The organism is Stenotrophomonas sp. CFBP 13724 (assembly GCF_014841975.1).
GTDB lineage: Bacteria > Pseudomonadota > Gammaproteobacteria > Xanthomonadales > Xanthomonadaceae > Stenotrophomonas > Stenotrophomonas lacuserhaii.
In genome coordinates this window covers 471,047-491,379 of sequence record NZ_JACYUW010000002.1, presented here as the reverse complement: position 1 = coordinate 491,379, position 20,333 = coordinate 471,047, and the positions used below count along the sequence as shown (strand labels likewise).

The following is a 20,333-nucleotide window of genomic DNA, read 5'->3' as shown; positions in this document are numbered from 1 at the left end:
TCCCCTGCACCCGGCGCCGCGCTACTGTCCGTGCACGGGAGGGCAGCCATGAGCACAGTGCGAGGGGACGGCAGCACACGCGATAGCGGCCTGTTACGGATCGGCCTGTTCTTCGACGGCACGCGCAACAACGCACGGAACCTGGCGCGCGGGCGCGGTCCCGGCGGCGACCCCCCCGGTCCGCCGCAGGCGTTGCCACCGATATGGCAGGCCGATGACGCCTCGCCATACCACAGCCGCATCACCAGCAGCTTCAACAACGGCCTGACCAACGTGGCGAGGCTGCATGCGCTGTACGCCGACGGTCGCGTGGCGGGCGCCGCCGCCCCGTCGGTGGCGATCTATACCGAAGGCACCGGCACCCGCGATGGCCAGGCTGATGACCTGATCGGACTGGCCTTCGGCGTGGGCGCCAGCGGTGTCCGCGCGAAGATCAACCGCGCCCTGCAGGCCCAGCTTCCCGCTGCGCTGGCGCAGCTCGCACGGCACTGGCAGCAGCCGCTGCGAGGCATCCGGGTGGATCTGTTCGGATTCTCGCGCGGTGCCGCGGCGGCACGCGATGCCGCCAACCAGATCGCGGCCTGGGATTCAACGCATTGGCAAGGACTGCTGCGCGAAGCCGGCCTGCGCGTGGATCCGGCATTCGCGCTGCCCCGCCCGGTAATCGGCTTCATCGGGCTGTTCGATACCGTAGTGGCGATCAGGGGCGGCCGTGCCGATGAAGCGCCGCGCCTGCACCTGCCTGCGGGGATTGCCGACAAGGTGCTGCAGCTGAGCGCGCGCGACGAACATCGCGAGCACTTCGCCCTGACCACGGTGGCACCGGACCACGAAGAAATCAGGCTGCCCGGGGTACACGCCAACATCGGTGGCGGCTACGACCAGACGGAAGAGGGCCCCAAGCTGCTCACCCGTCCACGCAGCCAGCAGGTGCGGCGACACGGGCTGGAGGACTTCGCCCTTCCCCCTGCAGACTGGCTGCATCGCACCGAAAGCCACCAGCGCGCGCTGGCCGAAGCCGTCCGCTGGCGGCAGCAGCTGGGGCTGGGCGCCGATGCGGTGTGGGTGGACACGTGGCACCAGTGGGTACGCCAGCGCCAGGCCGGAAGCCCCAGCGTGCTGCCCACGCCGACCTTGTTCGTGTATTCGGCGGTGGTGCTGAAGCGTCCGATCGACTGGCGTTACCAGCTGATCGCGCTGCGCCTGATGCATGCGCGCGCCGCAGCGGCGGGCGTGCGCTGGACAGACGCACCTGATGCCTGCATCGACAGCGCATTGCCCACGGACCTGCGCGGGATCGCCGCTGCCTTGATGGCCGGCACGGCGCTGGAGCCGGCGCAGGAACGACTGTTGAAACAGCGTTACCTGATGCAGTCGGCACACTGGAATTTCGACGCGCTGGGTGACACCGCACTCACCTACGCCGCCGATGCCGGGGTCAGCGAGCTGCCGTATCGACCCGGCCCCGGACTGTTCTACATCAACCGCCCCACCGCCGATGGCCAGCGCGTCGTACTGCGCAACGCCTGAGGCCCGCTATCCGGCGCGCTCGGCCTGTTCCATCAGTTCGGCCAGTTCGTCGGCATCGAAACCGGCCAGCAGGCGCGCTTCGATGTTGAACGGACCGTGCAGGTAACCGCCGGCGTAGTCGGCCAGCAGTTCCTTGAAGCGGGCACGCGGTTCCACGCCGGCCCGGTCGCAGTACCAGCGGTACCAGCGGGTACCGGCTGCCACGTGGGCGACTTCTTCGCGCAGGATGATCTCAAGCACGTCGGCGGTCTGCTCGTCGCCGCAGCCACGCAGTTTGGCGATCAGCCCCGGAGTGACATCCAGGCCACGCGCTTCAAGCACGCGCGGCACCAGGGCCATGCGCGCCAATCCGTCGTGGGCGGTCTTCTCGCACATCTCCCACAGCCCGTTGTGGGCGGGGAAATCGGCATAGTCATGGCCGTGCGCCTGCAGCCGTTCGCGCAACATCAGGAAATGCCGCGATTCGTCGTCAGCGCAACTGACCCAGTCAGCGTAGAAGGCCGACGGCAGACCCCGGAAGCGGTAGACCGCATCCCACGCCAGGTCGATCGCGTTGAGTTCGATATGCGCGATGGCATGGATGAAACGTGCGCGCCCTTCCGCGCCGCCCAGCTTTCGCCGTGGCACATCGCGCGGGTGCACCTGCTGCAGGGTGGCCGGACGCCCGGGCATGCGGATCGGCGCCGGCGCCGGCGGATCGGCCGGCAGCTTCAGCCGACCGGCACGGAAGGCCGCAACATGGGCCTGGGTCAGCGCGACCTTGCGCAGCGGGTCGGCCTCGGCCAGGCACTGCTGCGCGGCGCGCAGCAGGTCACCGGCGACGTCGGAAGCATCGACGTCGCATGGGGCCGTGGCGCTCACGATCAGGCGCGGCGCTTGTGCTTGGCGTCGTCCGAACGCAGTTGCTGGATGCGCTCGAAGTAGCCCGGCTCGATGCCGGTCGGGTAATGCCCGTTGAAGCACGAGGAATCGAAGTTCTGCAGTGCCGGGTTGCCTTCGCGCACCGCCGCTTCCATGTCTTCGATGTCCTGGTAGATCAGCCAGTCGCAACCCAGGTGCGCTTCGATTTCTTCCACGCTGCGGTTGTGCGCGACCAGCTCTTCGGCGGCCGGCATGTCGATGCCGTAGATGTTCGGGTAACGCACCGGCGGGGCGGCGCTGGCCAGGTAGACCTTGCGGGCGCCGGCGTCGCGCGCCATCTGCACGATCTGCTGGCTGGTGGTGCCGCGCACGATCGAGTCATCCACCAGCAGCACCACCCGGTTGCGGAACTCCAGGTGGATCGGGTTGAGCTTGCGGCGCACGGATTTCACCCGCTCGCCCTGCCCCGGCATGATGAAGGTACGGCCGATGTAACGGTTCTTGATGAAGCCTTCGCGGTACTTCACCCCGAGCGTGTTGGAGATCTCCAGCGCGGCATCGCGCGAGGTGTCCGGGATCGGGATGATGGTGTCGATGTCGTGGTCCGGGCGCAGCCGCAGGATCTTCTCGCCCAGCTTGATGCCCATGCGCATGCGCGCCTTGTGCACCGACACGTTGTCGATCATCGAATCGGGGCGCGCGAAATACACGTACTCGAAGATGCACGGGGTGTGTTCGGCCGGCTCGGAGCAGATTTCCGAGAACAGTTCGCCGCGCGCGGTGATCACCAGCGCTTCGCCCGGCTGCACGTCGCGGATGCGCTGGAAGCCCAGCACGTCCAGCGCGGCCGATTCGGAGGCCACGATGTATTCATCGCCTTCGGCGTGGCTGCGCTTGCCCAGCACCAGCGGGCGGATGCCATGCGGATCGCGGAAGGCGACCAGGCCCAGGCCCAGCACCACGCTGACCACCGCATAGCCCCCCTTGCAACGGCGGTGCACGTGCGAAACCGCACGGATCGCCGCTTCCGGGCTGAGCTGCTTCTGTGCATCCAGTTCGTAGGCGAAGATGTTCAGCAGCACTTCGCTGTCCGAATCGGTGTTGACGTTGCGGCGGTCCTGTTCGAACACCTGGCGACGCAGGTCTTCGGTGTTGATCAGGTTGCCGTTGTGCGCCAGCGCGATGCCATAGGGCGAGTTGACGTAGAACGGCTGCGCCTCGTCCATGCCTTCGGAACCGGCGGTGGGATAGCGCACGTGGGCAATGCCGACGCGCCCTTCCAGGGTGGACATGGTGCGCGCATCGAACACGTCGCGGACCAGGCCGTTGGCCTTCTGCACGCGCAGGCGGGTGCCGTCGACGGTGGCGATGCCCGCCGCGTCCTGGCCACGATGCTGGAGGACGGTCAGGCCGTCATAGAGCTGCCCGGCCACGTTCTGGTTGCCGACGATTCCGACGATGCCACACATGTTGCGTAATCTCCGCTGGGCTGCGCCCATCTACAGGGATGTTGGCCGTGCCTGGCCGGGGGAGCCGCCTTACGGGACAGCGGCAGGATCTGGACGCTCGGGCGCCGACTCGATGTTCGCGGGCAGTGCCGGGGCGTTCGCGGACTCGCTCGCCGCGCCCCTGGCCGGGTCCACGTTACGCGGCCATCCGCGTCCCGCCACCACCTCGCCGAGGACACCATTATCGCCTGTCGCGGTCGGCTTTCCCAACAGGCTTTCAGCAAATGGGGACGAACCGCTGGACGGCAAGGGCAAGCCAGCCGGTACCAGCCCATCCAGCGACGATGGCAGGCCCTTGGGCACCATCCGCTCGAGGTTCTGCATCGGCCGTGAAGCATCCGGCAGCTGGGCATCCATCCACCCCACCACCGGCTGCAGCGCCGCACGCAGGTAGGACTGCTGCCAGGCCGGTTCGGCGGTGAGCGGGGTGAAGGTGGCCATCAGCAGCAGCACCGCGCTGATGAAGCCGCCACGCACCAGGCCCAATGCGCCGCCCAGCATGCGGTCGGCGCCGCCCAGCAGCGCCATGCGCAGCCCGGCGCGGACCAGCATGCCCAGCACGGTGACCGCGATCAGCACGGCGAGGAACACCGTCACATAGCCGCCCACCAGATGGCCGTTGCCCGGCTGTGCCGGCGCTGACCACAGGTGTGCGACGTCATTGCCGAACAGGAAGGCCGCCCAGCCGGCCAGCAGCCAGGACAGCGTGCCGACCACGATGCCAACGAAGCCCCGCACGAACCCCAGCAGGGTCGAGATGGCGATCACGCAGGCCAGCACGATGTCGATCATGCGGGCGGGTTTCCTTGGGCGTCCTGGCCGGGAATGGGCATCAGGGGTGCGGTCTGACCATGCCGGCCACGCCGACCCGGGCGGCGACCTGCGCCTTCAGCTGGTCGGCCTCGGCACGGTTGGCGACCGGCCCGACACGGACCCGGCTGAGCACGCCTTTGTCAGTGCGGACCTGATCGACGAAGGCGCTGAAGCCGGCCGCGCGCGCTTTATCGCGCAGGGCGTTGGCATCGGCGGCCTGGCCGAACGCGCCCAGCTGCACGGCGAACCCCACGCCGCTGGCGGCCGGGGCCGCTGGCGCCTTCACCTCAGGCTTCACTTCCGGCTTGGCCACCGGCGCAGGCGTTGCCGGCTTTGCGGCGACCGCCTTGGTGTCCGGCGCAGGGGTCGGGGTCGGCTTCGGTTCGGGCTTGGGTGCCGGCGCGGCAGCCGCTGCGGAGGGCGTGGTTTCCGGTAGCGCCTGGGTCTGCACCGGGTTGCCGCCCAGCGGCGTGGTGGTGGCGGCCGGCGCCTGCGCGGTCGCGGCGGCGCCGTCACCGTTGGCATCCAGGGTGACTACTTCGGCACGCACGTCGCTGCGGATCTTCACGGCCTGCAGCCGGGCCGATTCGGCCTGTGCGCGGTCAACGAAGGGGCCGACGCGGACACGCCACGCTTGCTTGCCGTTGATCGTGGCGGTCTCGCTGAAACCGGGCAGCTGCGCGCCCTTCAGGTGGGCGATCACCGCATCGGCATCGGCCTTGCTCGCATAGGCACCGAAGCTGACCGCGAAATTGCCGGCGGCCACGGCCGGACCGGTATCCACCGTGGCGGCGGCAGTGGCGGCAGCTTCCTGCAGCGGCGCGGCGCCGCGCAGGCCACTGTCACCTCCCGCGGGAGCGGCCAATGGCAACTCGCGTGTTTCGAACTGGGCATTGGCCGGCGCACCGGGCACTTCCAGCGGCACGCTGTCGGCGGTGCTGTTGCGGGCAGGGCCGGTCACCAGCATCGGCAGGAAGATCACGGCAAGGGCCACCAGGACGATGGCACCGATCAGACGCTGTTTCAGGGACGTATCCACGGATGGCAGGCAACAGGTGGGAACTGCCGATGATTATACGGTCCTGCCGTGATGCAGCGTCGGCAACGGCTGAACGCGGCTCAGGTGGCGGTCTGCAGCCAAGCCAGCGCTTGGGCGGCGGTATGGAAGGAACCGAACACCAGTACGCGGTCTCCCTGCACTGCCTGCGCAAGCACCTGGGCCAGCGCGTGGGCCACCGTATCGGCCTGTGAAGCATCCGCGGCAACGGTGCCGGCGAGTCGGGCCGCCAGCGCGGGGGCGTCCTGGCCGCGCGGGCCTTCCAGCCCGGCCAGCGTCCATTCGCTCACGGCCTCGCCCAACGCCTGCACCACGCCGGCCGCATCCTTGTCCTGCAGGCCGGCATACACCGCCAGGGTGCGCCCGCTGACAGGTTCGGCCTGCAGCGCGCGGGCCAGCGCGGCGGCCGCCTGTGGGTTGTGGCCCACGTCGACCAGCACCTTGATCCCATCACGCTCGACGCGCTGCAGCCGGCCGTCGATGCGCGCGGCGGCGATGCCTTCGGCGTAGGCGGCGCGTGGCAGCGAACAGCCGGGCGGCAGCTCCAGCGAGCGCAGCGCGGCAATGGCCGCACCGGCATTGGCCAGCTGCACCGGGCCGGCCAGCGAAGGCATCGGCAACTCAAGCCGCACGGCGACATCGCGCCAGGCCCAGGTCTGCGCGTCCAGTGCTTCGTTGAAATAATCGCTGCCGGCGCGGATCGCATTGGCACCGATCAGATAGGCCCGCCGCAGCACGCTGGACGGCGGATCGATCTCGCCCAGCACGGCCGGCTTCCAGCCACGCAGGATGCCGGCCTTTTCGGTGCCGATGCTTTCGCGGTCAGCGCCCAGCCAGTCGGCGTGGTCGATGTCCACGGTGGTGATGACGGCCACGTCGGCGTCGATGAGGTTCACCGCATCCAGGCGCCCCCCCAGCCCGACTTCCAGCACCGCCAGGTCCAGTCCGGCCTGCGCGAACAGGTAGAAGGCCGCCAGCGTGCCGTATTCAAAGTAGGTCAGCGTGGTATCGCCACGCGCGGCTTCGACCGCGCTGAAGGCCGCCACCAGTGCCTCGTCGCTGGCTTCTTCGCCATTGATGCGCACGCGTTCGTTGTAGCGCAGCAGGTGCGGCGAGGTATAGGCGCCGACCTTCCAGCCGGCGGCACGCGCGATCGCTTCGACGAAGGCCACCGTGGAGCCCTTGCCGTTGGTACCGCCCACCGTGATGGTGCGCTGCGCAGGGGCACCCAGCTGCAGGGCGGTGGCAACGGTGCGCACGCGCTCCAGTCCCATGTCGATGGTGGCCGGGTGCTGGCGCTCGATGAAAACGAGCCAGTCGCTGAGCGTAGTGGGCAGTGCAGTCACGGTGGGACGTCCAATCGATTAGGTTACAGGGCGCGGTGCTTGGCTTCGCCGAAGAACGGCGTGTGGTGGGCGCAGTCGTTCATGCGCACCACTTCGAGTTGTTCGATGTCTGGACCTTCCAGCAGGTTCAGTGTGGTCGGCGCCTGGCGGAAGCTCCACAGGCGGCTGATCGGCAGGCCGAGGATCCGGCACAGGATGACCCGGTTCACCGCATCGTGGGCCACGACCAGCAGGGTGTCGTCCTCGCCGAGGCCTTCGGCGGCACGCGTCAGGCCACGCCAGCTGCGGTCCAGCACCAGGCGCAGCGATTCGCCGCCCGGCATCAGCACGGTGTCCGGTTCTTCGCGCCAGGCGCGCAGCCGCGACGGGTCTTTTTCATGGATCTCGCTGGCCAACAGGCCTTCCCACTCACCGTGGGCGATTTCCTGCAGCTCCGGTTCGGTCAGCAGCATGTCGGCGCGGGCGCCGAGTGCCAGCTGCGCGGTGCGCTGCGCGCGTGACAGCGGCGAGGCCACCGCACGGGTGATGTCCACGGACTTCAATCGTTCGCCAAGCGCCTGCGCCTGGGATTCGCCGATCGGCGACAACGGGATATCGATCTGGCCCTGGTAACGGCCTTCGGCGTTCCACGGCGTTTCGCCGTGACGGGCAAGCAGGATGCGCATGCGGGGTACGGGTCCTTGGGGGGAGGAGGTCCGGCGTTTCGTTCACGTCCTGTGAAACCACGCCGGAGCGCCATCATACCTGCTCCGCCTGAAGCCCCGCCGTGGGAAAACAGGGCGGATCCCGTGGGAATCCGCCCCGTGACCGCTTACTTCGCCAGGTTCAGTTCTTTCAGCAGCTGCGGCGCCGGCGCCACTTCCTGCATGATCCACTGCATGTAGCGGCTGTCCACGGCGATCATGCGGGTCATGACCGGATCAAACACCCAGTTGGAACTGACCGATTCCCAGTTGCCATCGAAGGCCAGGCCGACCAGCTTGCCGTGCGCGTCCAGCACCGGCGAGCCGGAGTTGCCGCCGGTGATGTCCAGGTTGGACAGGAAATTGACCGGCACCGAACCGACGCGCTTGTCTTCCAGGCCGCCATACCGCTTTGCCTTGACCGCATCGAGCAGCGCCTTCGGCGAATCGAACGGGTCTTCGCCGGTTTCCTTCGCCACGATGCCTTCCAGCGTGGTGAACGGGGTGTAGTTCACCCCGTCCTTGCCGTAGCCCATGACGTTGCCGAAGGTGATGCGCAGCGACAGGTTGGCGTCGGGATAGACGAATCCGCCCTGGCTCTTCTTGTAGTCCGCCACGGCCTGCAGGTAGAGCGGGCGCGCGCTGAGCGACTCACCTTCGCGGATCTTCTTCTGCTCTTCCTGCTTCAGCAGCGCCGGCATCATCGCCACCGCATACTGGATGGCCGGATCGGTGCTCGCTTCGAATGCGGCGCGGTCGGCGGTGAGCCACTTCAGGCGCTCATCCAGGCTGCCCAGCCGGGTGCCACCCAGCTTGTTGACCAGTGCCTTGACCGCGCTGGCATCGCTGCCGCCCAGCCACTGGTTCAGCACCGCATTGTCGCGCTGCGCGACCGGCAGGGCCACGTACTGGTCCAGCCAGTACTGCTGCAGCTGCTGGTCCATCTTCGCCACGTAGCGGCGGTCCATCTGGCGCACGCCGCCTTCGATGGTCGGCAGGTCACGCTGCTGGTAACCGACTTCGCGCTCGGCGTCCGGCTTGCTGCGTTCAATCGCGGTGCGGTACAGGCTGATCGCCGAACCGACGGCAGAGGTGTTGTTGAACTGGTTGACGAACAGGTCACGCTCGCGCGTGCTGCGGCCGGTTTCCAGGTGCTTGAGCAACTGCGCATGCGCGGCCAGCGCTGGCTTGCCAGCGGTGCCCTGCTGCTTCAACCAGGCCAGCACCTGCGCCTCTTCGGCCTGCTTCTGGCCGGCCGCGTCGATACGCTTGAAGCCTTCCAGCTGGCCGGCGTAGTTCTTGGCGACGTTGTTCATGCTGGCCGCGGTGGCGGCGTACTTCACCTTGACGTCGGCGTCGGCCTTGCCGGCATCTTCGATCAGCTTCAGCACGGCGTTGTAGTGACGGGCGATGGTCGGATAGGTCCAGTCGGCGGTTTCGTTGAATTCGCCAGCCAGTGCGTAGCGGTTGGTGCGGCCCGGGTAGCCGGCCACCATCACGAAGTCATCGGCACCCAGCGGCTGGTCGGCGAACTTCAGGAAGTGCTTGGGCTGGTAGGGCACGTTGTCGGCTGCGAAGGCGGCTGGCTTGCCGTCCTTGCCCACGTAGGCGCGGTAGAAGGAGAAGTCGCCGGTGTGGCGCGGCCACATCCAATTGTCGATGTCGCCGCCGAACTTGCCGACGCTGCCCGGGGGGGCGTAGACCAGCCGCACGTCCTTGATTTCCAGGTTGCGGAACAGCCGGTAGGTGTTGCCACCGGAGAAGCTGTACAGGCGGCAGCGGAAGCCGGCGTCGGCCTCGCAGGCGGCCACCTGCGACTTGTCGAACGCATCCAGTGCGCGGGTGCGGGCCAGCGGATCCTTGCCGGCCGCGGCGATGGCAGCCTTGGCCTGGGCGGTCACATCGGTGATCTGGTCGAGCACGTACACGCGGGCATTCGGGCCGGCGCTGAGTTCGTCGCCGGTCTTCGGGGCGTTGAAGCCGTCCTTGATCAGGTTTTTCTCGGCGGTCGAGTTCAGCTGGATGGCGCCGTAGGCGCAGTGGTGGTTGGTGACCACCAGGCCCTGTGGGGAGACGAAGCTGGCGGTGCAGCCGCCGAGGGCGACCACCGCGCCCATCGGGTCACCGGTCAGGTCGGCCAGCTGTTCGGCGGACAGCTTCAGGCCGGCCTTCTGCAGGGGGCCGGCGATTTCCGGCAACTGCTGGGGCACCCACATGCCTTCTGCGGCATGGGCGAGCTGGGCAAGGCCAAGGCTGGCGACGATGGAGAAAGCAAGCAGGTTCGAGCGCATGAAGCGGCCCTTGGGTAATGGAACCGTCGATTCTAGCCCGCCGTGGACAGCTCCATGGCGGCCTCCGGTAGCGCCGACCCATGGTCGGCGGCCTGCGTGTCAACGGACGTCAGAGTCAAGAGCTTGGGCTGCGTGCTGGCGGGGCGGGGTGGCTGTGCAGGACACGCCGCAAGTACGTCCCTGTAGGCTCGCTTTTCGCATCCATGCGAAAAGACGGTCCTGCACAGCCACCCCGCCCCGCCTTCGACAGGCTACCGGTGGCCTGGGTAGCGCCGGCCATGGTTGGCGGCTTTGCGCCGGCCGACCCGCGCTGCAACATGGCGCGGGCGCTGGCGGCTTTATAATCCGCGCCATCTTTCCCCCCTGTGAGTTCCACCGAGATGGCACAAACGATGAAGGCGCTGGTCAAGCGCGAAGCCGCCAAGGGCATCTGGCTGGAAGAAGTGCCGGTGCCGGTGCCGGGCCCCAACGAGGTCCTGATCAAGCTGGAAAAGACCGCCATCTGCGGCACCGACCTGCACATCTACCTGTGGGACGAGTGGAGCCAGCGCACCATCACGCCCGGCCTGACCATCGGCCATGAGTTCGTCGGCCGCGTCGCCGCGCTCGGCAGTGCGGTCACCGGTTACGAAGTCGGCCAGCGCGTTTCGGCCGAAGGCCATATCGTCTGCGGCCATTGCCGCAACTGCCGTGGCGGCCGTCAGCACCTGTGCCCGAACACTGTCGGCATCGGCGTCAACGTGAACGGCGCCTTCGCCGAATACATGGTGATGCCGGCCACCAACCTGTGGCCGATCCCGGACCAGATCCCGTCCGAGTTGGCCGCCTTCTTCGATCCCTACGGCAACGCCGCGCACTGTGCGCTGGAGTTCAACGTGATCGGCGAGGACGTGCTGATCACCGGCGCCGGCCCGATCGGCATCATCGCCGCCGGCATCTGCAAGCACATCGGTGCGCGCAACGTGGTGGTCACCGACGTCAATGATTTCCGCCTGAAGCTGGCCGCCGACATGGGCGCCACGCGCGTGGTGAACGTGGCCAACCAGTCGCTGAAGGACGTGATGAAGGAACTGCACATGGAGGGCTTCGACGTGGGCCTGGAAATGAGCGGCAACCCGCGTGCGTTCAACGACATGCTGGACTGCATGTACCACGGCGGCAAGATCGCCATGCTTGGCATCATGCCCCGCGGCGCCGGCTGCGACTGGGACAAGATCATCTTCAAGGGCCTGACCGTGCAGGGCATCTACGGCCGCAAGATGTACGAGACCTGGTACAAGATGACCCAGCTGGTGTTGTCCGGCTTCCCGCTCGGCAAGGTGATGACCCACCAGCTGCCGATCGATGACTTCCAGAAGGGCTTTGACCTGATGGAAGAAGGCAAGGCCGGCAAGGTGGTACTGAGCTGGAACTGATCGGGCGCGCGAAGCGCGTCCGATCAGTTCTCCCGCATGTTTCCTTATCCCCGCGCCTGTCGGCGCGCCCCCTTGAACAACAAGGGGGCTCTCCACCAGAGGGAACAAAGGGTCATGCGTGAAAAAGGCGCCTGCAAGGGCGCCTTTTTCGTTGTGCATGACGTGCGATGCAGCTGCGCCCGCAGGCGCAGTTCGCTTACTTCCCGACTGCCACGGTAAACACCACGCGGTTGTCGGCCAGGTAGCCGTTGTTGTCACGGCCGGCGCCATCGGTGCCGTGGAAGCCCAGGCCAAGGTTGAACAGGCCGAACTGGCGGCTGACGCCGATGTTGAAATCGGTGTAGTCCTTGCCGAAATCGGTCTCAAGCGAGGTACGTCCGACGTTGGCCGCCAGGGTGAAATCCTGCGGCAGCGCCCACTCACCGCCGACGGCGTAATACCAGCTCTTGGTATCCGAACCGGACAGGTCATTGGTGTAGGCCACGGTGAGCTTGTACTGCTCGGCGAAGGTGGTGCTGGTGATCAGCTCGTTGTAGTTGAGCTCGCTGGCACCCGGGTAGGTGTAGCGGTTGAACAGCACGTCGAAGTTGACGTTGTCACTGACGTCGAAGCCGTAACCAATCAGGAAGTCCACTTCAGTGCTCGGGTCGCCCGGCCCGAAGTCGACGCCGGAGCCCCAGACGCCGGCATACAGGCCAACCGGGCTGGTGTAGGTGAAGCCGGCCTGCAGGGTCGGATCCTCGTCGGTCTGCGACACGCCACGGAAGACGTAATCGGACACGGCGGTGACATTCCAGCTGTAGGGCGACTCGACTTCCTGCGCGCTGGCGGCGAACGAGGCGAGGGACAGTGCGGCAGCAGCGGCAAGACAGCGGACGGCGTGCTTCATGGGCGTCTCCGGGGGGGCGATGGCGGGGAGGAGGGACATGGGGCGGGGCGCGGACCGGCTGCGGGAATCCATCCGGTTCACGGTTTTTTAACCTGTTTGATATTGCAACGCAACACGTTCGTGCTCCCTGCCCTGCCGCCCTTCCGTGGCCGGGGCGGGTAAAATCGTCGTTTTCCCGTGTTGAGCCGTGCTGCCACCATGACCGAATCCTCGCCTGACCTGACCCGCCATTACGCCGAGGAACTGGACGCCATCCGCGCCCAGGGCCTGTTCAAGTCCGAGCGGATCATCACCAGCCCGCAGTCGGCGGAGATCACCCTGGAAGACGGGCGCACGGTGCTGAATTTCTGCGCCAACAACTACCTGGGCCTGGCCGACCACCCGGACCTGATCCAGGCCGCCAAGGATGCGCTGGACAGCCACGGCTTCGGCATGGCGTCGGTGCGCTTCATCTGCGGTACGCAGGACCTGCACAAGCAGCTGGAAGCGCAGATCGCCGGCTTCTTCGGCAAGCAGGACACCATCCTGTATGCGGCCTGCTTCGATGCCAATGGCGGCCTGTTCGAGCCGCTGCTGGGCGAGCAGGATGCGATCATTTCCGACAGCCTCAACCATGCCTCGATCATCGACGGCGTGCGCCTGTGCAAGGCCAAGCGCTTCCGCTATGCCAACTGCGACATGGCCGATCTGGAAGCCCAGCTGCAGGCCGCCGATGCAGCCGGTTGCCGGACCAAGCTGATCACCACCGACGGTGTGTTCTCGATGGACGGCTTCATCGCGCCGCTGGACCAGATCACCGCGCTGGCCCGGAAGTACGGCGCGCTCGTCCACATCGACGAATGCCATGCCACCGGCTTCCTCGGCAAGACCGGCCGCGGCTCGGCCGAAGTGAAGGGCGTGCTGGACAAGATCGACATCATCACCGGCACCCTTGGCAAGGCGATGGGGGGTGCACTGGGCGGATTCACCACGGCCAAGGCCGAAGTGATCGAACTGTTGCGCCAGCGCTCGCGCCCCTACCTGTTCTCCAACTCGCTGCCGCCGCACGTGGTGGCCGCCGGCATCAAGGCTTTCGAGATGCTGGCCGCCGCCGACGACCTGCGCGAAACGCTGGTGGCCAACACCACCTACTTCCGCGAGAAGATGGTCGCTGCCGGTTTCGACGTGAAGCCCGGCGTGCACCCGATCAGCCCGGTGATGCTGTACGACGCACCGCTGGCGCAGAAGTTCGCCGAGCGCCTGCTGGAAGAAGGCATCTACGCGATCGGCTTCTTCTTCCCGGTGGTGCCCAAGGGCCAGGCGCGCATCCGCACCCAGATCAGCGCAGCGCACACGCGCGAGCACCTGGACCGCGCCATCGATGCCTTCACCCGCATCGGCCGCGAACTCGGGGTGATCTGACAAAAAGGGGACGGAGGGCATTAAGTCGTATCCAGCCGGTACAGGCTGGATACGACTCAATGCCCTCCGTCCCCTTTTTTGTGTCAGCGGCCCTTGGCCACGCGGATGCCGTTGGCTTTCATCCAGTCGTCGAATTCGTCGGCGGACATCTTCTTGTCGCCTTCGCTCATGTTGAAACGGTAGCTGCCGCGCCCGTCCAGCTCGGGGATGCGTACTTCGATGATGTCCTGCGGCGGCGGTGGCGGGGCCTTGGCCAGTTCTTTCTTGTGGCTGCATGCGGCCAGGGCCGCCAAAGGCAGCAGCAGCGTCAGGCGCAGCGGAGAGGTCAGGGAACGCAACACGGTGGGATACCTCTTTCAGTAAATGCAAAGCCGGGCCCCCCTTGCGCCCGGAGCGGGACCGACGCCAGGCGTCGGCCGCGGGTCTCAGCCCGGTCCTGCAGCGGCCTCCAGTTGCCGCCGATCTTCTGCCTGCAGCATCCGCCACTGGCCCTTGGGCAGTTCGCCGAGCCGCAGCCCGCCGATGCCGATTCGAACCAGCCGCAGTACCTGCAGGTCGAACGCCGCGAGCAGGCGGCGGATATGCCGGTTGCGCCCTTCGTCCAGCGTCACTTCCAGCCACGCGGTCTTTTCGCCGGTACGCAGCAGATTCACCGCGCGCGCGGCCAGGAACTCCCCTTCGTCCTCGATGCCAGCGCAGAATGCGGCGAGCATCGACGCGCCCGGAATACCATCCACCTGCACGTGGTAGGTCTTGTCCGGGCCGGTGGCCGGGTCCATCAGCGCGGCCGCCCACTGCGGGTCATTGCTGAAGAGCAGCAGGCCTTCGCTGGCTTTGTCCAAGCGGCCGACCGGCGCCAACCATGGCAAGTCGGCCCCATCAAAACAGCGGTAGACCGTATCGCGGCCCTGTTCGTCCTGGACGGTGGTCACCAGGCCGCGCGGCTTGTTGAGCATCAGGTAGATGCGCGGCGCGGCATCCAGCGGCTGGCCGTCCACGCGCACCTGCTGGCGGCCGGCCTGGATCGGGAATTCGGGATCACGGACGGTGCGCCCATCCACGCTCACCCGGCCGGCGGCAATCCAGCGCGCGGCTTCAGTACGCGAACACAGGCCCGCCTTGGACAACACGCGTGCCAGTCCGTGGCGAACGCCCCCGCCTGCTGCAGGCGCTGCGCGCCCACCACCGGGGCGGGCACGAGCAGGCGGGCTGGCAGGCGGGCGCCGTGGCCGCATGTCCTGCCCTGCCCTCACTTACTTCTTGTCAGCCGGCTTGGTCTCGGCAGAGGCTTCCACCGGGGCAACCGGCGCGACGGCGGTGGCCGGCACCGGACGGGCCTTGACCACGCGAACGCCACGCGCCTTCATCCAGGCATCGAACTCTTCGGCGGTCATGCGCTTGCCGTTCTGGCTCATGTCAAAGCGCCATGGCGTGTTGTCGAACGCCGTCTGCGGCTTGTAGGCGGCCGGATCATTCGGACTCACCGCCGGTGCACTCGGCATGGCCTTGGCCACGTTCTGGCAGCCTTCGATGCGCAGGCGACGCAGCACGCTGTCCAGCGACTGGGCCTGTTCGTAATTAGTGGTCAACACGCCGGCGGGCATGCCCAGCCGGGAGTTGCGGGTAAACAGCTCGCTCGCCACCGGTGCGATCGCGGTGGCCGGCAACGGCAGCGGAGCGCTGCTGGCCGAGACCGAGCAGTCCACGGCAGCGTGGGCGGCGGGAACCAAGGCCAGGGCCAGGACGACGGCCGATGCAGTGCGCAGCATGAGGAGCATCCAGAAAAGTGGGTAGTGGCGCGAGTTTAACAGCGACACAACGGCTTTCAAGATCCTACATTCAATGAATACGGCAACTCATTGGTTTTTTTGTTTTTTTCGGATAAGCGGTACAAAAACGACAGCGCACAAACAACAAGACCCGGCCGAAGCCGGGTCCTGCTGTATGTCTTACCGGTGAAGCGTCAGAACTCAGTTCTGGACGTTCAGCTCGGTACGACGGTTCTTCGCACGGCCTTCCGGGTTGTCCGAACCATCAGCATTGGTGTTCGGAGCAATCGGGCGGCTCTCGCCGTAACCGACCGGACCCTGCAGGCGCGAAGCAGCAACGCCGTTGGAGGTCAGGTAGTTGTACACGGCGGTAGCACGACGCTCGGACAGCTTCTGGTTGTACTCGTCGGAACCCTTCGAGTCGGTGTGACCAGCAACTTCAACCTTCAGATCCGGGTAACGGGTCAGGATCTGCGAGGCTTCGCTCAGGATCGCAACCGCGTCGGGACGCAGGTTGGCCTTGTCGAAGTCGAAGTTGACACCCTTCAGGTCGATCGAGACCGGTACCGGGCAACCGTCCGGACCGATGGTCTGGCCAGGCTGCGAATCCGGGCACTTGTCGTCGCAGTTGTTGACGCCGTCACCATCGTCATCCAGGTCGGCGCAGCTCGGGGCAACCGGAGCCGGAGCCGGCACGGCAGCGACCGGAGCCGGTCCCAGCGGGATCACGACGCCGACCGAAGCCAGCACGTCGCCGAACCAGTCTTCGCTCGGAGCGGCAACGCTCTTGTCGTCGAAGTCAGCGCGGTAGGCCACTTCGGCACGCACGGCAACGCGCTTGTCGAAGGTGGTCTGCAGACCGGCGCCGAGCTTGGCGGCGAAGTTGCCGTCCTTGCGCTCACGCGGGCCATTGGCGTCGACAGCAGCGAACTCTTCTTCCGACTTCTGGTAGCCCAGGCCGAACAGCAGGTACGGGTTCCAGCCGCGGCCTTCCTGCACGAAGTGGCGACGCAGGTCCAGCGAGGCGCCGTACTGCGACCAGTTCAGGTCCTGGTTGGCGTCGAAGTTCGGGTTCTGGTAGTTCAGCTCCCCGTCGAGCGACCAGTTCGGGCTGATGAACTTGCCCAGGCCCAGGCTGACGAACGGAGCATCGTTGGTGGTGCGGTCGCTGTCCTGGAAGTTGAAACCAGCCGAACCGGTCAGGTACCAGCGGTCGTCAAACTCCTGTGCCGAAGCAGCCTGGGCGAAAGCCAGACCACCCAGCAGCGCGGCGGTAAGGATCTTCTTGTTCATTGAGTACAGCTCCTATATCGGGGGTATGAAACCGGTAGAGGCATGGGCCAGCACTACGACAGCCGATTCAGCACGCCACCGCCGCGAACATTATGCTCAGGGGAGTGAAGGCCATGTTAACAGTCCCGTAACATGTGAAAAACGGGCGCCGGGCCTCCACCGGACCGGCGGTTGCACCCTATACAGGATCATGAAAAACCGCAACAGTCAGGCGTGGCAAGGGTTTTACCGGGCTTCAGTCTCGCGCTGCAACATTTTGCTTTGGCGGAAAGTCAAGCGTTCATCCCACAGCCTGTGCGGTGAGGAACTTTCTACGCCACGCAAGTCTGAACGGCAGTGGGGTGCCGTTAACGACGCTCATACGGATTTACTGGCACACACGCAGTAGATTCACTGAGCCGATCAAGGAATCAGGGCCAAGGGTGTGCGCACCGCTGTATGGCATGAATCGCAGCGTGCTGTACCTGTTCGCCGCACCAATCGCGACCTATCGTGGCGACAGACCCTACAGACCCGTCGTCATGCCCTCCTCCCTTCCGATGCGCATCACCCAGTTGATTGTCGGCCTTTGCCTGTACGGCTTGGGGATTGCCCTGATGGTGCGTGCGGAAGTCGGCGTGGCGCCCTGGGATGTCCTGTCACAGGGCATCGCGGCGCATACGCCGCTGTCGTTCGGCCTGGCCACCAATGTCATCGGCGCAGGGGTGCTGCTGCTGTGGTGGCCGCTGCGTCAGAAGCCCGGCCTGGGCACCGTGCTCAACGTGCTTCTGATCGGTCCCGCTGCGCAGTTCGGGCTGTGGCTGCTGCCTGCGGTGGAAAGCCTGTGGCTGCGGCTGCCGCTGTTCGCTGCCGGACTGCTGCTGATCGCTGTAGCCACCGGCCTGTATATCGGCGCACGCTTGGGGCCCGGTCCGCGCGATGGACTGATGACCGGCCTGCATGCCCGCAGCGGCTGGCCGATCTGGCAGGTGCGCAGCCTGATAGAAGGCAGCGCGTTGCTGGCAGGCTGGCTGCTGGGCGGCAACGTGGGACTGGGCACGCTGGCCTTCGCGCTGCTGATCGGGCCGCTGTGCGGCATGACGCTGGGCTGGTTCGGCATCGGCAGGCCCCCGGTGGCGGCGCAGGCGTCGGTTCGGCCAGGCTGACCCGGCCGTCACCGAACGCCCCACCGCGATGGCAGATGCCGCGGCGCGTCTTGCGACGAACGCGGATTCACGGCACGCTGGGTGCTTCCGTACGCAAGCGTATCCACGATGACGCCAGCCAGCGACAGCGCCTACCCCCACCTGTTCACTCCGCTCGACCTGGGCTTCACCCAGTTGCGCAACCGGATCCTGATGGGCTCCATGCACACCGGGCTGGAAGACCGCGCCCGCGATTTCCCGCGACTGGCCGCCTACTTTGCCGAGCGCGCCGAAGGCGGTGTCGGCCTGATCGTCACCGGCGGCTTCGCGCCCAACGTGGTCGGCTGGCTGAAGCCATTCGGCGGCAAGCTCAGCTGGCCATGGGAAGTCCGCCCGCACCGCCAGCTCACTGCCGCCGCCCACCAGCACGGCGCGCAGATCTGCCTGCAGCTGCTGCATGCGGGGCGCTATGCCTACCACCCGTTGTCGGTTGCGCCATCGAAACTGAAGGCCCCGATCAATCCGTTCACCCCGCGCGCCCTGTCCAGCCGCGGCGTGGACCGGCACATCGCCGATTACGCGCGCAGCGCGCGGCTGGCCCGCGATGCGGGCTACGACGGTGTGGAAGTGATGGGCTCGGAGGGCTACCTGATCAACGAGTTCGTCGCCCCGCGCACCAACACCCGCACCGACCAGTGGGGCGGCGATGCTGCACAGCGCATGCGGTTCGCGGTGGAGATCGTGCGTCGCATCCGTGAAGCCTGCGGCCCGGACTTCATCATCATCTACCGGCTGTCACTGGTGGACCTGGTCAGCGATGGCAGCAACTGGCAGGAAATCGTCGCCCAGGCACAGGCCATCGAAGCAGCCGGCGCAACGCTCATCAATACCGGCATCGGCTGGCACGAGGCGCGCATTCCGACCATCGCCACTTCCGTCCCGCGCGCGGCGTTCGCCGGCGTCACCGCCAAGCTGAAGCCCCACGTCGGGGTGCCGCTGGTGGCGACCAACCGGATCAACATGCCCGACGTGGCCGAGCGCATCCTGGCCAGCGGCGGCGCCGACATGGTGTCGCTGGCGCGTCCGCTGCTGGCTGATCCGCAGTGGGCCAACAAGGCACGCGCCGGCCGCCCCGAGCGCATCAACACCTGCATCGCCTGCAACCAGGCCTGCCTGGACCACGTATTCGAGAACAAGCTGGCCAGCTGCCTGGTCAATCCACGCGCGGCGCATGAAACCGAGCTGGTCTATCGGCCGACCACAGCGCCGCGGCGCATCGCGGTGGTCGGTGCAGGCCCGGCCGGCCTGGCCTGTGCGACCGTCGCTGCCGAGCGCGGCCACCACGTCACCCTGTTTGACGCCAACGATGAGATCGGCGGCCAGTTCAACGTTGCCAAGCGGATCCCTGGCAAGGAAGAGTTCCACGAGACCCTTCGTTACTTCCGCCACAAGCTGGAGGAAACCGGCGTGCAGCTGCGTCTGGGCACGCGGGTGTCTGCCGACGCGCTTGCCGGCTTCGACGAGGTGGTGCTGGCGACCGGCATCCTGCCGCGCAAGGTCGATTTCCCCGGTGCCGGACATGCCAAGGTGGTGGACTACCTGGACGTGCTGCTGGGGCGGGTCACGGTGGGTCCGCGTGCGGCGATCATCGGCGCCGGTGGCATCGGCTTCGATGTCGGCGAGTTCCTGAGCCATGCCGGCCCGTCACCGTCGCTGGACACGGCGAGCTGGATGGCCGAATGGGGCGTGGATCCGAGTTTCGAAGCGCGCGGCGCCCTTGCCCGTCCGGTCATCGTTCCTTCGCCAAGGAAGCTGTGGCTGCTGCAGCGCAGCGCCGGACGTCCGGGCGCGAAACTCGGCAAGACCACCGGCTGGATCCACCGCGCCACGCTGAAAGCCAAGGGCGTGACGCAATTGGGTGGCGTGGAGTATCTGGGTGTGGACGATGCCGGTCTGCATATCCGCGTGGAGGGGGTGGAGCAGTTGCTGGACGTCGATCACGTGGTGATCTGCGCCGGCCAGGAATCCAACCGTTCCCTGCATGCGGAACTCGCTGCGGCTGGCATCTCTGCGCAGCTGATCGGCGGTGCCGACGTTGCTGCGGAGCTCGATGCCAAGCGTGCGATTGACCAAGGCAGCCGCGTCGCCGCTGCCCTCTGAAAAACTGAATAGGGGCAGCTGGATCGGCTTTTCGACCCTGCCCCGAACCTGAATGTCAACTCGATTGATTCAGGATGCGTTGCGAAATACCCCCTTACCTTGCGCCAACTTTCCCGCTCACCACCCAGTTCCGGTGAGCAGGTGCGGCCCACCTGATCGATCGTCGATCACTTTTCGTGGCCGCCCACGGGGT

Annotated in this window: 17 protein-coding genes; 5 read left to right on the top strand and 12 right to left on the bottom strand. The window is 66.7% G+C overall.

Annotation, left to right across the window (positions count from 1 at the left end):
- Window positions 1-48 precede the first annotated feature (48 nt).
- Window positions 49-1,530 (top strand): DUF2235 domain-containing protein, encoded by a 1,482-nt coding sequence (locus IFT63_RS13275; RefSeq protein WP_192084540.1) that lies wholly within the window; start codon window positions 49-51, stop codon window positions 1,528-1,530.
- Between the two features lie 6 nt (window positions 1,531-1,536).
- Here the strand turns inward: IFT63_RS13275 and IFT63_RS13270 are convergent, their stop codons facing one another.
- From IFT63_RS13270 to IFT63_RS13240, 7 genes are all read right to left on the bottom strand, one after another.
- Complete coding sequence (locus tag IFT63_RS13270) at window positions 1,537-2,391, bottom strand: DUF455 family protein (RefSeq protein ID WP_192084538.1); 855 nt, start codon at window positions 2,389-2,391, stop codon at window positions 1,537-1,539.
- A gap of 2 nt (window positions 2,392-2,393) precedes the next feature.
- Window positions 2,394-3,860: an amidophosphoribosyltransferase gene (purF, locus tag IFT63_RS13265; protein ID WP_042615489.1), complete on the bottom strand. Its 1,467-nt coding sequence runs from the start codon at window positions 3,858-3,860 to the stop codon at window positions 2,394-2,396.
- A gap of 69 nt (window positions 3,861-3,929) precedes the next feature.
- Window positions 3,930-4,691, bottom strand: a complete 762-nt coding sequence (locus tag IFT63_RS13260; RefSeq protein ID WP_192084536.1) for a CvpA family protein — start codon at window positions 4,689-4,691, stop codon at window positions 3,930-3,932.
- A gap of 40 nt (window positions 4,692-4,731) precedes the next feature.
- The gene (locus tag IFT63_RS13255; RefSeq protein WP_042615491.1) at window positions 4,732-5,751 is read right to left on the bottom strand and encodes an SPOR domain-containing protein; all 1,020 of its coding nucleotides are present in this window, start codon (window positions 5,749-5,751) and stop codon (window positions 4,732-4,734) included.
- 80 nt (window positions 5,752-5,831) lie between these two features.
- Window positions 5,832-7,115, bottom strand: coding sequence for a bifunctional tetrahydrofolate synthase/dihydrofolate synthase (gene folC, locus IFT63_RS13250; protein ID WP_192084534.1), 1,284 nt, complete (start codon window positions 7,113-7,115; stop codon window positions 5,832-5,834).
- 23 nt (window positions 7,116-7,138) lie between these two features.
- A complete protein-coding gene (locus IFT63_RS13245) occupies window positions 7,139-7,780 on the bottom strand; it encodes a histidine phosphatase family protein (protein ID WP_042615493.1) in 642 nt (213 codons plus the stop codon).
- Between the two features lie 146 nt (window positions 7,781-7,926).
- Entirely contained in the window at window positions 7,927-10,089 is a 2,163-nt protein-coding gene (locus IFT63_RS13240; protein ID WP_192084532.1) for a S46 family peptidase, read from the bottom strand.
- A gap of 380 nt (window positions 10,090-10,469) precedes the next feature.
- Here IFT63_RS13240 and tdh point away from each other — a divergent pair, with 380 nt between their 5' ends.
- Window positions 10,470-11,504: an L-threonine 3-dehydrogenase gene (gene tdh, locus IFT63_RS13235; RefSeq protein ID WP_042615137.1), complete on the top strand. Its 1,035-nt coding sequence runs from the start codon at window positions 10,470-10,472 to the stop codon at window positions 11,502-11,504.
- 196 nt (window positions 11,505-11,700) lie between these two features.
- On the opposite strand, the gene IFT63_RS13230 is transcribed toward tdh, so the two are convergent.
- A complete protein-coding gene (locus tag IFT63_RS13230) occupies window positions 11,701-12,393 on the bottom strand; it encodes a TorF family putative porin (protein WP_042615138.1) in 693 nt (230 codons plus the stop codon).
- Window positions 12,394-12,591: 198 nt separating this feature from the next.
- On the opposite strand from IFT63_RS13230, the gene kbl reads away from it, so the two are divergent.
- Window positions 12,592-13,794, top strand: a complete 1,203-nt coding sequence (kbl, locus tag IFT63_RS13225) for a glycine C-acetyltransferase (RefSeq protein WP_192084530.1) — start codon at window positions 12,592-12,594, stop codon at window positions 13,792-13,794.
- 83 nt (window positions 13,795-13,877) lie between these two features.
- Here the strand turns inward: kbl and IFT63_RS13220 are convergent, their stop codons facing one another.
- The 4 genes from IFT63_RS13220 to IFT63_RS13205 all read right to left on the bottom strand — a co-directional run bounded on the left by IFT63_RS13220 (window position 13,878) and on the right by IFT63_RS13205 (window position 16,856).
- Window positions 13,878-14,135 (bottom strand): hypothetical protein, encoded by a 258-nt coding sequence (locus IFT63_RS13220; RefSeq protein WP_320506235.1) that lies wholly within the window; start codon window positions 14,133-14,135, stop codon window positions 13,878-13,880.
- 84 nt (window positions 14,136-14,219) lie between these two features.
- Entirely contained in the window at window positions 14,220-15,029 is an 810-nt protein-coding gene (locus IFT63_RS13215) for a pseudouridine synthase (protein WP_042615058.1), read from the bottom strand.
- An 18-nt stretch (window positions 15,030-15,047) separates the two neighbouring features.
- A complete protein-coding gene (locus IFT63_RS13210) occupies window positions 15,048-15,563 on the bottom strand; it encodes a hypothetical protein (RefSeq protein ID WP_042615057.1) in 516 nt (171 codons plus the stop codon).
- A gap of 201 nt (window positions 15,564-15,764) precedes the next feature.
- Complete coding sequence (locus IFT63_RS13205; RefSeq protein WP_042615056.1) at window positions 15,765-16,856, bottom strand: OmpA family protein; 1,092 nt, start codon at window positions 16,854-16,856, stop codon at window positions 15,765-15,767.
- A gap of 521 nt (window positions 16,857-17,377) precedes the next feature.
- On the opposite strand from IFT63_RS13205, the gene IFT63_RS13200 reads away from it, so the two are divergent.
- Window positions 17,378-18,001: a hypothetical protein gene (locus tag IFT63_RS13200; protein WP_192084528.1), complete on the top strand. Its 624-nt coding sequence runs from the start codon at window positions 17,378-17,380 to the stop codon at window positions 17,999-18,001.
- Window positions 18,002-18,109: 108 nt separating this feature from the next.
- A complete protein-coding gene (locus IFT63_RS13195) occupies window positions 18,110-20,140 on the top strand; it encodes an NADPH-dependent 2,4-dienoyl-CoA reductase (protein WP_192084526.1) in 2,031 nt (676 codons plus the stop codon).
- Window positions 20,141-20,333: the final 193 nt, after the last annotated feature.

Coding starts and splice junctions, on each gene's coding strand:
- IFT63_RS13260 (WP_192084536.1), bottom strand. CDS start 4,691: ATGATCGACATCGTGCTGGCCTGCGTGATCGCCATCTCGACCCTGCTG.
- IFT63_RS13275 (WP_192084540.1), top strand. CDS start 49: ATGAGCACAGTGCGAGGGGACGGCAGCACACGCGATAGCGGCCTGTTA.
- IFT63_RS13230 (WP_042615138.1), bottom strand. CDS start 12,393: ATGAAGCACGCCGTCCGCTGTCTTGCCGCTGCTGCCGCACTGTCCCTC.
- purF (WP_042615489.1), bottom strand. CDS start 3,860: ATGTGTGGCATCGTCGGAATCGTCGGCAACCAGAACGTGGCCGGGCAG.
- IFT63_RS13205 (WP_042615056.1), bottom strand. CDS start 16,856: ATGAACAAGAAGATCCTTACCGCCGCGCTGCTGGGTGGTCTGGCTTTC.
- IFT63_RS13200 (WP_192084528.1), top strand. CDS start 17,378: ATGCCCTCCTCCCTTCCGATGCGCATCACCCAGTTGATTGTCGGCCTT.
- IFT63_RS13195 (WP_192084526.1), top strand. CDS start 18,110: ATGACGCCAGCCAGCGACAGCGCCTACCCCCACCTGTTCACTCCGCTC.
- tdh (WP_042615137.1), top strand. CDS start 10,470: ATGGCACAAACGATGAAGGCGCTGGTCAAGCGCGAAGCCGCCAAGGGC.
- IFT63_RS13245 (WP_042615493.1), bottom strand. CDS start 7,780: ATGCGCATCCTGCTTGCCCGTCACGGCGAAACGCCGTGGAACGCCGAA.
- IFT63_RS13210 (WP_042615057.1), bottom strand. CDS start 15,563: ATGCTGCGCACTGCATCGGCCGTCGTCCTGGCCCTGGCCTTGGTTCCC.
- IFT63_RS13240 (WP_192084532.1), bottom strand. CDS start 10,089: ATGCGCTCGAACCTGCTTGCTTTCTCCATCGTCGCCAGCCTTGGCCTT.
- IFT63_RS13215 (WP_042615058.1), bottom strand. CDS start 15,029: ATGCGGCCACGGCGCCCGCCTGCCAGCCCGCCTGCTCGTGCCCGCCCC.
- kbl (WP_192084530.1), top strand. CDS start 12,592: ATGACCGAATCCTCGCCTGACCTGACCCGCCATTACGCCGAGGAACTG.